The organism is Bartonella sp. AP36NXGY, assembly GCF_042195865.1.
Classification (GTDB): Bacteria; Pseudomonadota; Alphaproteobacteria; order Rhizobiales; family Rhizobiaceae; genus Bartonella.
Genome location: NZ_JBHIPD010000011.1, coordinates 17,468 through 32,822 on the forward strand (window position 1 = coordinate 17,468; position 15,355 = coordinate 32,822).

Annotated in this window: 11 protein-coding genes, 1 rRNA gene and 1 pseudogene; 3 read left to right on the forward strand and 10 right to left on the reverse strand. The window is 35.6% G+C overall.

Annotated features, from left to right (window positions below; genetic code table 11):
- Window positions 1-1,192 precede the first annotated feature (1,192 nt).
- A 5S ribosomal RNA gene (rrf, locus tag ACFINX_RS05950) occupies window positions 1,193-1,307 on the forward strand.
- A gap of 405 nt (window positions 1,308-1,712) precedes the next feature.
- Here rrf and ACFINX_RS05955 read toward each other — a convergent pair.
- The 8 genes from ACFINX_RS05955 to parA all read right to left on the reverse strand — a co-directional run bounded on the left by ACFINX_RS05955 (window position 1,713) and on the right by parA (window position 8,933).
- Window positions 1,713-2,117, reverse strand: a complete 405-nt coding sequence (locus ACFINX_RS05955; protein ID WP_273790974.1) for a flagellar protein FlgN — start codon at window positions 2,115-2,117, stop codon at window positions 1,713-1,715.
- Window positions 2,118-2,287: 170 nt separating this feature from the next.
- Complete coding sequence (locus ACFINX_RS05960; protein ID WP_375668478.1) at window positions 2,288-2,509, reverse strand: hypothetical protein; 222 nt, start codon at window positions 2,507-2,509, stop codon at window positions 2,288-2,290.
- 3,461 nt (window positions 2,510-5,970) lie between these two features.
- On the reverse strand, window positions 5,971-6,189 hold the full coding sequence (locus ACFINX_RS05965; RefSeq protein ID WP_375612202.1) for an EexN family lipoprotein: 219 nt from the start codon (window positions 6,187-6,189) through the stop codon (window positions 5,971-5,973).
- A 3-nt stretch (window positions 6,190-6,192) separates the two neighbouring features.
- Window positions 6,193-6,462 (reverse strand): EexN family lipoprotein, encoded by a 270-nt coding sequence (locus ACFINX_RS05970; RefSeq protein WP_375638605.1) that lies wholly within the window; start codon window positions 6,460-6,462, stop codon window positions 6,193-6,195.
- A gap of 46 nt (window positions 6,463-6,508) precedes the next feature.
- Window positions 6,509-6,721 carry an EexN family lipoprotein gene (locus ACFINX_RS05975; RefSeq protein ID WP_375621543.1) on the reverse strand — a complete coding sequence of 71 codons (213 nt, stop codon included), beginning with the start codon at window positions 6,719-6,721 and terminating at the stop codon, window positions 6,509-6,511.
- Window positions 6,722-6,724: 3 nt separating this feature from the next.
- The gene (locus tag ACFINX_RS05980) at window positions 6,725-6,991 is read right to left on the reverse strand and encodes an EexN family lipoprotein (protein ID WP_375668479.1); all 267 of its coding nucleotides are present in this window, start codon (window positions 6,989-6,991) and stop codon (window positions 6,725-6,727) included.
- 1,085 nt (window positions 6,992-8,076) lie between these two features.
- Window positions 8,077-8,307, reverse strand: coding sequence for a plasmid partition protein ParG (locus ACFINX_RS05985; protein ID WP_375613561.1), 231 nt, complete (start codon window positions 8,305-8,307; stop codon window positions 8,077-8,079).
- Entirely contained in the window at window positions 8,304-8,933 is a 630-nt protein-coding gene (gene parA / locus ACFINX_RS05990; protein WP_375613562.1) for a ParA family partition ATPase, read from the reverse strand. The genes ACFINX_RS05985 and parA overlap by 4 nt, the downstream gene beginning before the upstream one ends.
- 997 nt (window positions 8,934-9,930) lie before the next feature.
- Between parA and ACFINX_RS05995 the strand changes: the two genes are divergently transcribed.
- The gene (locus ACFINX_RS05995) at window positions 9,931-10,260 is read left to right on the forward strand and encodes a TIGR01244 family sulfur transferase (protein WP_375610590.1); all 330 of its coding nucleotides are present in this window, start codon (window positions 9,931-9,933) and stop codon (window positions 10,258-10,260) included.
- Between the two features lie 161 nt (window positions 10,261-10,421).
- Window positions 10,422-10,648: pseudogene (locus ACFINX_RS10445) on the forward strand (D-alanyl-D-alanine carboxypeptidase); the annotation flags it as partial.
- Window positions 10,649-12,371: 1,723 nt separating this feature from the next.
- On the opposite strand, the gene ACFINX_RS06000 reads toward ACFINX_RS10445, so the two are convergent.
- Together ACFINX_RS06000 and ACFINX_RS06005 are read right to left on the reverse strand one after the other, a co-directional pair.
- Window positions 12,372-13,373 (reverse strand): bifunctional riboflavin kinase/FAD synthetase, encoded by a 1,002-nt coding sequence (locus tag ACFINX_RS06000; protein WP_375668480.1) that lies wholly within the window; start codon window positions 13,371-13,373, stop codon window positions 12,372-12,374.
- On the reverse strand, window positions 13,373-14,218 hold the full coding sequence (locus tag ACFINX_RS06005) for a TIGR01459 family HAD-type hydrolase (protein ID WP_375660101.1): 846 nt from the start codon (window positions 14,216-14,218) through the stop codon (window positions 13,373-13,375). The genes ACFINX_RS06000 and ACFINX_RS06005 overlap by 1 nt, the downstream gene beginning before the upstream one ends.
- Window positions 14,219-15,355 lie beyond the last annotated feature (1,137 nt).

Genomic DNA, 15,355 nt, shown 5'->3' on the forward strand with positions numbered 1-15,355 from the left:
ATAACATTCTCTCATCAAAATACCCCATGCATAAAATTTTATGTCTTATATTATCACCACACCTCAAGCGATGATGTTTTTACAGCACAACAGAATAAGCATTTATGCCGATTTAAAAAAAGTCAGCCCCTTCTTCGCTGTGGACGCTCCATTTATTTTAGATGATGTACATTTAATATACCTGCTATAAAGACTAGTATCTGGTATAAATTCTTAAAGGCAAGTTTTTCCTCTAAAATCTCAATGCTACAGCAGCTCCATTATAAGACAAGATATTGATTTATAAAGACAGTTAATTGTTTTCCATGTTAAATGAGAATCCAGAATATCGTCAGATTCTTTCATTTTAGACCTGTTCCATGTTGAATCAACAAAAACCATATCTCTTACAAGTGACAAGGGGGAAGAGCCATAGGGATAAAAAACTATTAAGAAAGGATTAAAAATGCCTCTAATGAACTATCTCAAGTGCCAAGGGCTGTAGCAACATTGGGATCAAACAAAGAATATGACAGTGTTGAAAAATATAACAATATCAACTTGCTCTTTTATTAAGCATAAAGATGGTCGCGCCCTATAGATTTTATATTATTTCCATGGGAACTTTCTTATTATACCATTCACAAACACCGTTGCATCAAAGATGTCGTTGCGCCGCCCCACAAACACCATCACAAAATAGACTTGAGAGCTTAGATATCTCTTTAAAACAAGGCCGTGAATTAGGAATAACAAATCCATTCTATTTTGAGTATTTTGTCGTGCATGAAGGACATGCCCGCAGTAAAAAACACAATAAAAAAAGCGTGAAACAATGCTGAATCTTCATTATTTAACAGATAGTGCTTTAGATACTTTTGAAAGACATAAAGCTAAATTAAAGAACGGCGGAACAGAGGGAAGCTGATTTCTACCTCTTTATTCTTTCCCAATGAGATTGCCTCCCCATTTCAAATATTACGCCAACAAAGATATACGCACTATATCCACTCAGATCTGGATGCTCTCTCCAATCTGACATACAAAAACTAAAAACAGCAGAAGGAAATAATAAACCGCTTTAATTTTTATCTCAAGCATATAGATTTAAACAACGAACCGCGTCATATCACCACACTTTAAAGGACAATATTCCATGAAGCTTATAGGCAATATTCATCACATACTCTTCATCATTCATGCTTTTTGCTGACTTGGTGGTTATGGCGGAGTGAACGCACCAGATCCCATCCCGAACTCGGCCGTGAAACACTCCAGCGCTGATAGTACTTTGCCTTAAGGCAAGGAAGAGTAAGTCGCCGCCAGATCTGCTAAATGCAAGCAAAAGACTCAATGTATAAACCTTACATTACCACACCCCCAAGGAAGCTGTTTTTAAGGCATCACAGGCTGGTCTAAATATCCTCTTAATCGCCTTCCCTAAACTAAAAAATGAAGCTCCCTATTAACTCAGTCTGCAAACAATGCTCTGTAAATAATCCGCCTTCTCTTAGTCCTCTTCCAGCCAGCTTCCCACAGCATGCGGTTCACATCACGACACCTTAAAAGACACTGTTTTAAGAACAGCGTTTTACAGTACATCAGGATAATAATTTAAATATCCAAATGCACTTAAAACAAGTCTACTCACTAAACGCACTATTTATCCAAATCAACTGCCCTACCTAATTATTGTCATTACTTAGAACAGCCCGTATTAATCAGATTTGAATTTATTCCTCTATTTCTTTTGCACGTCCAGATAGCTGTATAGCTCTAGAAAGATCATTAACTGCATTTAAATGTGTTTGAAGTAATTCACTATTACGCTGTAATTTTTCTTGTAAATCAGACAACAAACTTTCAACCTCATGCTCAATATCTTGATTCATATAGCGCTTCACATCACTCATGGATTTATTAAGATCACGCAAACCACGTATTTTACGCAAATTTATTTCTTCGTAATCTGGAACACCACTGCTCTCTAGCATATTGCTTTCATAATCAACAACTTGAGCTAATCCTTTAACAGCAGCAACAAATTTTGTCATCGCCCAATCACGATCAATAAGGTTGTTATCAAGAACTTTTGCTTTTGCCGCAAAACTATCATCACCATATTGCACTACAGACATTTTTACTTCCCCTTCAACACTATTGTTCAATCTTACTTTCAAATGAGGGAGACTAAACAGGTTCTCTTCAATGCTGATACACTCAACCAAGCTCGTGGTGCAAACATTGCTCAAACAACAGCACGACAATCCTTCAAAGCGTATACCACTTCAACTTTCAACGCGTTCTCTCAAATATTTTTCTTGCTTTGCTCCAAAACCATCATTGCGGCTATACTAATCCATAAAAACGCTATAGACTTAAACCTTCCAGCAATATCGAAACTTCCATATTTGCTCTGTCTATTTCGCCTTGCCGATTTTATCTTTGCCGATTTTATCACGAGCTCATCTTCAACAGAAAATAACAATGCTTTCACGAGAACTTCAGCCACAAAAATATCTGCCGACAAAAAACCGCAGCCTATCTTGCAGCATATAAAGACGTAAGCCCATTAAAAATTTCAGCATTTTACTGATAGAAGCACTTTACCCTCCATAACCTTATGGCTCTCTCTGCACTTAAACTTGTATACCTTCCAGCGCCCCATAAGATGGCGCCCAACAAGATCAGTTTGCACCCATTCAAAAGGACACCCCCTCTCCCATGCTCTTTCTGCACACATGCAGTATTTCGCATAAAACACAAAAAGAATGTTCTTTTGAACAGATCAGCCATACAGCAATATAAAAAAGACATCTTCAAATAGCTAAACAGCCATCAATCTTCCTTTTTTAAATTATCATTCGCTTTTCTTTGCAATGAACGACTATATAAGATTTTTTGAACCTTTTCAAGAGTTTCTTAGCCAATCAGTTCGATACGTCTTCAATCGCATATTTACGCGCTTGTTTTAAAGAAATATCTCTTAAGTGCACCCAAGCCTATTTCGCACCGCGGCCCATCAATGGTATAATGATAAATCTTCCATGACATGTATAAAATCCATTGAGCACTTTCCATCTTTACGCTTAATAAAAGAAGCAAGCCAGCACCATCACATATTTTTCTAACCCCTTATGTTCTGATACCCTTGGCACTTGAGACGGTTCATAAAGCATGGCCTTTCTTGTACAATTTCTCTGCGCATGGGAGCTCCCTGCTTGTAACTGCAAAAGACGTTGTTTTGGTTAATTCACCACGAAACAGATTTGGAATGAAAAAATTTCCAGTATTAAGGAATCTAATTCAAGTTGAATAACGATAGATTATCATCTATAAATCAAAATATTATCCAATGCATAATGCTTAACGCTCCCCCCATTGATATTTTCAGAATTTTCACAGCATCTTCTTACAGATTATTTCATTCCATAACACAGTTTGCTCTTAATATCGCGACTTTACATGTGCTACTGGTATAAAAACAGAGAAACAATCATTTTATAATCAAGGTACAATTTTTGTTTACGATCTTTCTCTCGTTTTCAACCTTTTAAATGCAGCTCTTCTCTTTCATAATCATCACATTTCAAATCTATTCCATGTTGAATAAATTAAAATCACTTGCTTGCACATCACAAACAACGCCCTGATGTGTTGATAAAATACGCTGAAAGAAAAAGACTTCTTATGAACCTTAGCAAATGCCAAGAACTATAATAAACATTGGAAGCAAGCGTACGATGATTGTGACTTGCTCTTTCATAAGTATAAAGATGATAGCATTTTATAGATTTTTATATTATTCAAAGTTTATATTATTTCATGAGAGCTTTACTGTTATACTATTCACATTTACCGTTATACCATTTACGAATGTCATCGTAAAATGTCTTTCGTGTGCGTTAAGAGATATTTCTTTAAAACAAGTACATAAATATGCAATACAAATATACTAATATACAACATAAGTATATTTCTTTTGGAGCGTTCTTTACTTTTGTGCAAAACATGCCCTATTAGAGCAGCATTAACCAATCTTGCTATGAGATAAACGATCAGAAAACATTTTTATCTTCCGCCGCTCACCTTAAAGGACTAAGATCTTAACTCAATTGGCTCTGTACGCAGTCCGAATTTTTGTCAAACGATCTTCTCCTGACTTTCCCCTCATCTGATTCACTTAAACGAAAAGCTCAACAAATAAACCTACGAATATTCATCGTACACTAAAAAATACTTAAACGTTCCAAGAAAACTTATATGTCTTATATTACCGTTATAAATGACAGTGCTTTATAGCATAACAGGATAAAAAAGCTTCCAGCAACACAAAACTTACAAAATCAATCAATAGTCTTTTTAAAGCGTTCTTTTTTAGGATTCACAATACTCCAACTCCTTAAGCTTTTATAAAAAAAGGAACGATTTTAAGCTTGCCGAATATGTTGTATCAGCATATATTACAGATTGTAACATATTGTTATTCATAAAATCACCTCAAAAAGAACAGAAAGAGGTTTTTATGGCTGATCTCGTAAAAGCCGCTATGCTTTATTCAACCTTGATTATCACCATCAATGCTTTTGTTGTTATTTTAGTTCTCGTAATAGAAATATACTAAGCATACTCTCTTGGCTTTTTATAATCTGTGCAAATAAGCATCTTAATTTCACATAAGGGCAAAGAAAAATTTTAATTCTACAGATAAACCACACACCCAATTTCAAACATCGCTTGCAACTATTTGAGTATAAACTCTGCTTTTTGTATGCATTTTTAACCATCAGTGTCCGTCTTTTCACGCTATCTTGAATCTTAACTTCACTCCCACCTTAAAAAACGAAATTTTCTATCAGATCCGGTCTGTAAATAATTTGTCTCCTTATTGAGTAAATTTCCCCTTCAGGGCATATCACAATTCTAAAGAATAATATTTCATGAAACTTATGATAAATCTATTGAACACCATCTTTACCCTTATGAAAGAATAAACCAGCAGCATCACACACTTTTTCAGCCCCAAATGTTGCCAACAAACCTTTAGCACTTGAGATAATTTATAAGAGGCATTTTTACGTCTTTCTTCAACAGTTTTTATCCACACGGCTCTCCCCGCTTGTACCATGCAAGAAGATGGTTTTAATTAATTCAACCGAGAACAGATTTGGAATAAGAGAAGCTTACGTTATTCGAGATCCTTATTCAACATAAAATAATTAAATTATTTTTATAAATCAAAGTGTTATTCAGAAAAACATTCATCACACACTCGAGAACAAAAAACACCTCATACGTAAAGTTTTATATGCGCTCCACCGCTCAACATGATAATATTACAACACAATTAAGATAAAAAAATAACAAGGAAAACCCTTGTAAACTCAGAAAAGAGAGAGGAGAAAAATGAAAAGATGTGGAGAGCGCTCAATTCCTCACACATCCAGCAAAACCGTCCTAGCAAAACTGTCTCACAACTTAACTAATGTTATAATATTCTCAAATCAAAAGAAATTTTTTAAAAATAGTTCGAGAAAAACATTTGAGTATGAAACAATAATAATTCTATTCAGAATGTTTTTCTCTTTATTAAAACAGAGAAAGTAATTTCCGAACAAATGTTTCCTCCTAATTTTTCCGAAATTAGCCGCAACACTTAAAGACGATCTTAGTGTGATGAAACATTTATTTGTGATAAACGCAAAAAAACACCCCAAAGATAGATTTAATCTCATATTTTAAATACATGTAACCAAAACATTAAAAAATTAGCAGTAACACGTAACAACTCATTGGGAGGCAATACTATCTACAATTAAAAGCACTTTTGGGCTGAACAAATGACAGTATAGCATACGTTTACACAAAGAGTACTGATCGTAAACAACTAATTCTTGAAGCCATAAAAAGACTCTCTAAAAGTTAGAGAGAGCCTAAAAACGCAATAGAATCAAGAACTAAACAATTCCTTATTTATTGAACTGTATGTTTTTAATTAATGCCAAACATAAGTTCCATATATGCTTGTCTGGCATGTTGGCAATTTTTAGATTTCTCTATAGAAGATTGATCCAGCTTTTCACATTTTTTTGCCCACTCTTCGAGTAATATTTTATCTTTCTTAAATTCCGCTACGCTGTAGTTTTTTTCGCAACCAGCAACGACAAGTCCAGTACAAAGCAGCAATGCTGTAATAATAACTTTATTCATGATTTAATTCCCTTCCTTTTTATCTTCAGTTTTTTTCTCGTCATCATGTACAAAGCTTGAACCAGGCCAATCTCGGGCATGAACTTCACGATACGCTTTATCTGCATTTTTACAATTTTGAGAATCTAAATCCTCTGATATCATGCATTTCATTGCCCATTGCTCGAGTAATTTGGGATCCTTCTTAAATTCCGCTACGCTATAAGTTTTTTCACAACCAGCAACGACAAGTCCAGTACAAACCAGCAATGCTGTAATAATGGCTTTATTCATCAATAAAATTCCCCTTTTTTCAAATTTACAAAGTTTAGGACACAATTTAGGGCCTTAAAAAAAGTTCTACATATGCTTGTCGAAGGTTTTTACAATTTTGAGAGGATTTGAGCGGTGAATCATCGTTCTCACATTTCTTTGCCCATTCCTCGTATAATTTTTCATTTGTTTTAAATTCTTTTACACTATAAGTTTTTTCACAACCAGTAACAGCAAGTCCAGTACAAAGCAGCAATGCTGTAATAATGACTTTATTCATAATTTAATTCCCTTCCTTTTTATCTTCAGTTTTTTCTTGGTCGTCCTTTCCAGAGCCAAAAATTCCCCATTTTTTACGAGTTTCTAATTCAGCTTGTTCTGCGTTTTTACAATTTTTTGAATCAAAACTTCCTGCAATAAAACATTTCTCTAACCACTGATTGAGTAATTGGGGATCTTTCTTAAACTCTGCTACGCTATAAGTTTTTTCACAACCAGAAACGACAAGTCCCACGCAAAGCAGCAGCGCTGTTATAATGATCTTGTTCATGATTTAACCCCTCTCTTTGTTTTATATTTTATTAACAATATCTTTGGGTTCACATCCCCTCCTATATTGTGACCTTGCGTCTAATTTTCCTTTGCAAATACGCACATTTTCAACGCAAACATGTTAAATCATGAGAGCCGCTTTCATTTATCAGACTTGCATTTGTAACATTATCTGCACGGCAGCTCTTTGTATTTGAAGTGTTAAAACTTCAGCAAAAATTCTGATATCTTGACATTCTCAAAAAGCTTTTTAATCATTTCTTTTCCTTCAAGAACCTCTTGGTAACGAGAAGCAGCACGATATCTTACCCCAAATTCGTCATGCCTATACCCATTGCAAATTCCCTGCAAACGAAAGAATACAGCTTTTAGTCAACTAATTGCGCTCTTATCACTTCTAAACCACCGGAAAAGAAAGAAAGCTTTAAGTCCCCCTGCACTTTTTAAAAGCCAATAGAAATGCTAAAAAAGCAATCTTATACATTCCAATTGAAGAAAAAAGCCTATTGCCTTGCGTACCATTACAGCTGGCATTAACTATTTAAGACTATAAAATCATATAAATGTAAGAAATATTGTCTATAATATGCTCAATGAATTCTTTTGTTTATTAGGAAAAATTATAGCGCGTCAATATCAGTAAATTTTACTTATTTTTATCCCCCCTTTATAAACATGAATATAATTTAATAAAACGGATTGCTGCATAACAGAAAAAAATAATCAACGCTACTCTTAATTACATTATTGACGCATGTATTAAGTACAATAAACAAAAATAACCTGATGTTTAAAATCATTATCAAGATAATTTTTATGGAAGAATAAACTTATCTACTCATCTAGCGGATAAGATCACAAGTAGTATGATGATTATCACATTTATAGGGAAAAGTTTGAAACGGAGAATTTTTCGCAAACTCATAGCTCTTTCATGCGATGATACAGAACCTTATGAAAAACAACTTGAATGAAGCAACCATCGTGAAAAAAGAAGAGCACTTTTATTATTAACTTCGTATAAAAAAAATCGATATCATCTCTAGAAAAAGCACTCAAACCAATGAAATTATCGTATCATTTTTACACTTTTCCGTATTTTTGTGAAAGCAATTCGCGGACCTCATCAGCTATTTTAGTTCCACGACTTGCACAACTGACCTTAATCAACCGATGCAAACTTTCTGGTATATCAATCGTGAGGCGCTTCATACCTCCACTCATGCTCCCTTTGTGGCTTCCTATCCATGCATCCGCTGTTAAAGGAATTGATTTATTGGTTGGTTTTGTGCCAATTTTAATTTTTTTACTCATCGTGCTAACTCCTTGATTTCCGCTGCAACCGCTTCAATCTCTGCCGCTGCGGGTCCTTGTTTATCAACTTCATAAACGGCCTTCCCCTGTGCTGCTGCTTCTGCAAAAATCACGCGCTGCGCAACACTAGAAGAAAGAACATGCACAGGGTATATGCCAAGAGCTTCGTTCACATCGCGCCCTATCGCTGTATTGACGATTTTACGATTAATAACAAAAGCAGATTTGAGATTCTCTTTATAAACGCGTGCTTCATCAATCAGCTTTACAATTCCATCCGCTGCCCAAATATCATAGGGACTAGGCAAAACAGGGATAAGCACCAAATCCGAAGCCATAAGAGCACTACGAGCAAGATCCGTCACACGCGGAGGACCATCGATAATAATATGATCATAACCATGACCAATCTGTGTAATCTCTTTGTGAACCGTTGCACGCGGTAAACCAATAACTGAAAACAAAGGAGCATCTTCACGTACAGCAGCCCAATCCAATGCGCTTCCCTGTGGGTCAACATCAATAAGCAATACCCGTGTACCAGTACGTGCAAAACTGGCAGCAAGATTAACACTCAACGTCGTTTTTCCGACACCTCCCTTTTGATTCAAAAGTCCAATGATCATCCATTACGCCTTTCAGTATTATCGTTTTTACGATTATACTGAAAGTAATAAAAGAAACAAGCATCCAATACGTGCAAAATAACCATTTCTCCCATTTTCAGGATAAATAACAATAGCCCGCAATTTTTTATAATATTCTTTAACATGAGCAAAACATTATGAAGATGATATTCTTGAAAATAACAAAATAAATTTAAAAGAGGCATGCTCTTCTTCCCCCCTACCCTAAAACGAAGATTCTTAAATCCATGTCGATCTGTAAACAATGCGCTGTAAATGATCCAGCTTCTTATTTTGCACCGGCCTTTTGGGATTCTCCCTTCATGCAATCCACTTAATGCAACTCTACAAACAAACTCCACTCTGAATATACAACAAACTATAAGGAGAATTCATTGTTTTGCACGTTGAATGAGAGAGCCGAAATCAGGAAGATTCTCTCATTTCATGCCTCTTATATTAAATTAATCAAAATCATATCTCTTGTACGTACAATCAGGGCTGGCGTGTGGGTAAAAACTGTACAAGAAAGGATTTAAAATGCTTCTTATGCAGAATCTCCAAGTACCAAGAACTATTACAATATTGGAGGTTGGCAAATATAACAATGGTACCGACTTCCTTCTTCATAAGCGTAAAAAGGGTGGTGATCCATGAATTTTATACTCTTTGACGCTCGACAGAGTAAAATGGGCTTAAGAGAAATAAGGGTACCTCTAGCAAGCGCGTAAACAAACAACACAATGAAATGTCTATGCTGAGTAAACACTATAGATTATCCATAAAGACCAAACATCCGTCTTTTATAAGATCGCATAACGAACATGTTGCGGAATGAGATATTTTGCATCTTACAGCTCATTTTTCCCAAATAGATCTTCTCGACAAAAAGAATATTTTTGTTAAGATGCCAGTGAAAAACTTACCTTCATTATGTTCTTTCTATATATTAGACCAGAGGGTATCGTGAAGATCGTGCAATTGAGAATAAATAAAAATGAATTTACAACAAATTGAACCTGATATTTTTATCAGCGCCCAACTTAGCATAGAAAATATCAAAACATTGGCACAAGCTGGTTTTAAAACAATTATCTGTAACCGCCCCGATCACGAAGAGCTCCATCAACCTGACTTTTCTAGCATTAAAACGGTCGCAAATGAATATGGCATAAAAGCCTATCACATTCCCATTTCTCCTCCAACTATAGAAAAGTCAGCTGTTGAAGCCATGCAAACAATTTTAAAAACAGCCTCTCTGCCTCTTCTTGCCTATTGTCATCACGGATCACGCTCGCTGCATCTTTATCGCTTAGCGCGTCTTTAAACAGAGGGGTTGCATACTTCCGCCTCGTCTTAAAAGACGAAGATTCTTAAATATACATCGATCTGTAAAAAAATAATCAGTCAATAATCTTTGTCTTGCACCTTTCCACTCAGGCTTCACATTTCATAAAACTCTATGAGCAAGCTTTGCTCCTCAATATACAACAAGCATGCACACCCGAAGCCATAAAAATGCATGAAAATTCATATGATGATCAAAGAAAATTATTTTCACCTCACTTTTTATCACTGCTCCACCTTCTTTTTCTCTTCCTTTACCAATACGAGCTCATTCATACGCCACAGACACCTAAAACGACAGTAAAACCACTAAGAAAACCCATATTCCGAATAAAAGGCATGCAGAGTATTTTATAAAAAAGCAGTAAGCCATAATCTATGATTAACTGCGACATATTGATTTATAACAATTAATTATTTTGCACGTTGAGTGATAAATCCTAATACCGTAAGATTCTCTCAAGCCTATTTATAGTGAATCAATCAAAAGCGTGTTTCTTGCATGTCACAAGCAAGAAATATTCGTGTGAAATAAAACGAGTTAAGAACAAACTCTCATAAGCGCTCTCAAATAGCCTAGACTGTACAACACTAAAGGCTTGTCAATATAACGGATGGTGTCGGATTGCTCTTTTATTAGGCATAAAGATGATAGCGCTCAACGGAGCTTTCAAGATACCATTCATGAGAGCCATCATGAAAATGAATATGAGAAGCGTTGAGAGATATTTCTTTAAAAGAAGTGCATAAATTAGCAAAACAAGGATATTCCAGCATTTTATTTTACCTGTAGGGCGTGATATCCTATTCAAAGAACAACAAAAGCCTGAAGCTGTTATTTTCATGATTTAAGAGATATTGCTCTGAACCCTTTTGAAAGTAGCAAAGCCTAATTTAAAAAAGACTGTCATCTGGACTGATTTTCCCCTTTATAACTTCATATTTTTCCCCAATAAGGCTGTAAACCGGTTTCAGAGATTATCCAAATGAATATAGCAATAGACTCTCCCCATCTGGTATACAAAAGCTGTAACAGTAGAGAGAGCACTAAAGCGTTTTAATCTTTGTCTCAAACATACTGCTCGCGTTGAGGAACACTAAAGAAAAAGTTTTATAAGAAAAACAATACGATACAGTCACGAATAGACCGAACATAGATTGGAAAGATGTTCTAACTTTTATCCAATATTTCTATCAAAAAACAACAAAACATTATTGGCTTTGTATTTTCATATCCTTACAAGACTGTCTTTCCTTTTCATTATGGGCGTTACATTTGTGAAAGACAAAGGAAATATATGGATAGTTTTTAACTTGAAAATCTGAAAGATTGACGTGTTACGACAACAAAATTGTGCCTTTATCCATCAAAAGCATTAGAAATTTTGAAACAATACACCTGCTTTCTCGCAATGATTTCTTTTATCTACAATCAATCGCAGTCTCCTTAATATGCATTCCCCATCACAATATACAAGAGAAACGAAACTTAAAGCATTTTCCAGCAGCTTCATTCTCGTTTACGTGATTGGTCAGCACGAAAACTGCTGCTGACCACTAATCTTCTTCACAAGACTCGACAAACAAAACTTTTTTAAAAATATTCATTACATAATACAAAATATCACATGCGTAAGGTTACACGAACCAACTCTCATCATAAACGATGATACAGCATAAATGACATAATAAGCCAAATTAAAAAAAAGAAACAATAAACTTTTAAATAAAAAAAGTCATCAATTAAATTTTATCAAACTATAAGCTTAAGATCGCAAGAAATTTTAAAAACAGCCTTTCTCCTTCTTCACGTCTATTATTGCTAAATAGGCTGGTTGCTTATTCTTTACTGCATCTTTTATGATAAGTTTTAACGTATCAGAAAGAAACAAGCAGTAAAGTTTTGAATGACAACAAAAACCATAACGTTAACTTTGAAAAAAATGATGCCAAAATCAGATCTTCAGATATTCGATTCTCCCTCTCAACAACGGAAAAAACATATATTCCACGATGTTTTGGAATATATCTTTGTGATTATAATCACTTTAAGTGCTATTTTTACAGCTCTTCTCTCTTTTTCAGATCAGTTTAGGACATATTTTTAAAAGTAAGCAGCCTATCCAACGTTGATAATGGTTGTACTGTCTTTAAAATTTCTTTTGCTTTTTTTTCATCACGATGCATTTGCACAATCAAAGGTTCAAGCCCATCAAATTTTTCTTGTCCTCGCAAAAACTGGAAAAAAGAAACGATACAGCTTTCCCCATAAAGGTCGTCGTTAAAGTCAAACAAATAGGTTTCCAAAAGGGGCGCCCCATCCTTAACAACCGTTGGACGACAACCAAAGCTTGCAACACCATCATACAAAACACCGTTCGCACGACGCAAACGTACCGCATAAACACCATGAGCCAAACGAACTTGGGGAGGCAACATTTGATTAGCGGTAGGAAATCCCAAAAGACGTCCAAGTTTTTCACCTTGAATAATATTGGAGCGTATCCGATAGTGATACCCTAACAAATGGGCTGCTTTGTCCACTTCCCCTTGTGAGAGAAGTTGCCGAATAAAACTCGAGGAAATGATCAAAGATTGTGAATCTTGAGAACGAGAAACGCAAGAAACTTGCACAACCTCAAATCCATATTTCTCTCCCCTTTGGCAAAGAAGATGTACATTTCCGCTTTTCTGATGACCAAATTGAAAATTTTCGCCTGTCACCACAACTGAAACATCAAAAACTTCCTTTAAAAACGACTTGATAAATTCGTCCGCTGAAAGAGCGGCAAACTGTGCATCAAACGGCTGTTCAATCACGCAGTCAAAGCCAAGGGTTTTAAAAATTTCAGCTTTTTCAGCTGCCTCTGTCAAACGATAGACAGGAGCTGAATGTTGAAAAAAACTTCTTGGATGGGGTTCAAAGGTTAAAACAACTGCTGGTTTCTTTTTTATACGGGCGAAATCAAGCGCTTTTTGCAACACCACCTGATGTCCGCAATGAACACCATCAAAATTTCCAAGTGCCAACACTGCTCCCCGCCAAGCCGAGGGAAACATATGAATTCCCTGAAGACGCAAAAAATTAGTCATTACTGAAGTGCCCACATGATTGCTTGTGGTTTATAACCATGACGTTCAAGAAAAGAATGCAAAGCTTGCTTATCAACCACACCATTTTGCGTATAATCATAATGATGAATCCCCCCCATAATATAAAGGGCATCAAGACCAAAATGAGCCGCCCCCTTAATATCCGTTAAAAGACCATCACCAATAGCTAAAACTTGACTTTTTTCTACTGTTCCCCGTATTTTTTGAAGTTTTTCAAAGGCACATTCATAAATAGGCGCGTGAGGTTTTCCAGCAATGCGCACCTCCCCCCCTAATTGTTGATAAAGACGAGCCAATGCACCAGCGCACCAAAATTCTTTATTTCCATAATGGACAATCACATCTGGGTTCGCACAAATAAAAGGTAAATTCCGCGACCGCATGCGACGAAACATCTCCTCATAAGCAGAGGGTTCTTCGTCAAAATCTTCAAGAAAACCGCTACAGACGACAACAGAAGCCTCCCATTCTTCAACAAATTCACACTCTAACCCTTCAAACAGCACCAAATCATGCTGTGGACCAATGAAAAAAACTTTACGCGGAGCAGTCAGAATAAGATCGCGCGTTACATCCCCTGAAGTGATAATGGCATCATAATAGTCGCTATGAACATTCATACTTTGTAATTGAGCAGCAACATCTTCCCGTAGCCGAGGAGAATTGGTCAATAAAATGACAGTTTTTCCCATTTGTCGGATTTTATACAACGCCTTCAACGCTGGTTCAAATGCATGTACACCGTTATGCACAACACCCCACACATCACAAAAAACAGCATCATAATGCGCTATAATAGTCTCAATATGGGTAACTTCATTCATGGTGCACCTATCTCTATTTGTCATTTAAAGCTGTCTTTTACTTCAAAATTACTTACCGAAAGATAATACTTGTGTCATCTGCTTTCTCAAACCATATCCCAACTTTTTATCGTCTATAGAGATCATAAGAAATGATAAAATAACTAAGTTATCATTAAGTTGTGCAAAATTCTAAAATGCTTGATAGCAAAAGCTTATCATTCCCCAATGCTATTTTTCTCATAAAAATTTTAATTCTAACAACAACGACGTTGATAGAGTTTTTTATCTAAAATACTCAAATTCTTCACTGAGAAAATAAACGTATCCCCCTCTTAAAAACATGCATCATGAGAAAGCCCAATATATTTTCTCATTTCAAATTTGTTTATATTGAATCAATCAAAACCTATTCGCTTACATATTATAAGCAGAGAGCGTACAGATAAAAACACGTGAAGAAAGAAAAAATAGCTCTTAGGCTCCCTTTCAAAGGCAAAAACTGTCGTAATATTTTGAACTGGCAGAGAGTATGTGCCGTCCGAGCATCTTTTTTTCAGTAAAGATAGCAATATAGCTTTTATCCCATTCATAGAGGCTTTTACGCTATATACTTTACGAAGCACCATTGTAAAATAGGCGCTAACATTGAGAAATATCTTCTAAAACAAACATGTGAATATACAACAATAAGATCTATAATGTTTTGAGTTTATTTTGCATGAGGGCTCTTTACTCATAAAAGCTTTCCCCTATCATCATGATATCTCAGACGCATCAAAACAAATCATTTTGATTATTGGTTAAGGACAGCACCGTAAGCGGTAACTTGAGCTTAAAAACCAAGGTTTACCTTCGTAAAATGCATATCTGATGTCATGAGTTGAGTAAGCAAACCTTAAAACTTTGAAAGGCAAACAACCTCCTATTTAAAAAAATCTATCCGTCTCAAGAAAAACTATTTTTATTGCCAATCTCCTAAAATTACTTTATGAATCGAAAAATGTTTTGATCGCATACGCAACGATCAAAAGGGGTCTTGAAAACCCGAAACCCTAGCGTAAAAATAAACCCACTATGTGGGTATCCCGGAATTCCGGGAGATTTTGCTATGTCCAGGTGCTCCAAGCACTAAAAGCAAAATGCTGACTAGGGTTC

Excerpts from the sequence above, each read along its gene's own strand:
- parA (WP_375613562.1), bottom strand. The coding sequence starts at position 8,933 with ATGATCATTGGACTTTTGAATCAAAAGGGAGGTGTCGGAAAAACGACG.
- ACFINX_RS05995 (WP_375610590.1), top strand. The coding sequence starts at position 9,931 with ATGAATTTACAACAAATTGAACCTGATATTTTTATCAGCGCCCAACTT.
- ACFINX_RS05975 (WP_375621543.1), bottom strand. The coding sequence starts at position 6,721 with ATGAATAAAGTCATTATTACAGCATTGCTGCTTTGTACTGGACTTGCT.
- ACFINX_RS05965 (WP_375612202.1), bottom strand. The coding sequence starts at position 6,189 with ATGAATAAAGTTATTATTACAGCATTGCTGCTTTGTACTGGACTTGTC.
- ACFINX_RS05980 (WP_375668479.1), bottom strand. The coding sequence starts at position 6,991 with ATGAACAAGATCATTATAACAGCGCTGCTGCTTTGCGTGGGACTTGTC.
- ACFINX_RS05970 (WP_375638605.1), bottom strand. The coding sequence starts at position 6,462 with ATGAATAAAGCCATTATTACAGCATTGCTGGTTTGTACTGGACTTGTC.
- ACFINX_RS06000 (WP_375668480.1), bottom strand. The coding sequence starts at position 13,373 with ATGACTAATTTTTTGCGTCTTCAGGGAATTCATATGTTTCCCTCGGCT.
- ACFINX_RS06005 (WP_375660101.1), bottom strand. The coding sequence starts at position 14,218 with ATGAATGAAGTTACCCATATTGAGACTATTATAGCGCATTATGATGCT.
- ACFINX_RS05985 (WP_375613561.1), bottom strand. The coding sequence starts at position 8,307 with ATGAGTAAAAAAATTAAAATTGGCACAAAACCAACCAATAAATCAATT.
- ACFINX_RS05955 (WP_273790974.1), bottom strand. The coding sequence starts at position 2,117 with ATGTCTGTAGTGCAATATGGTGATGATAGTTTTGCGGCAAAAGCAAAA.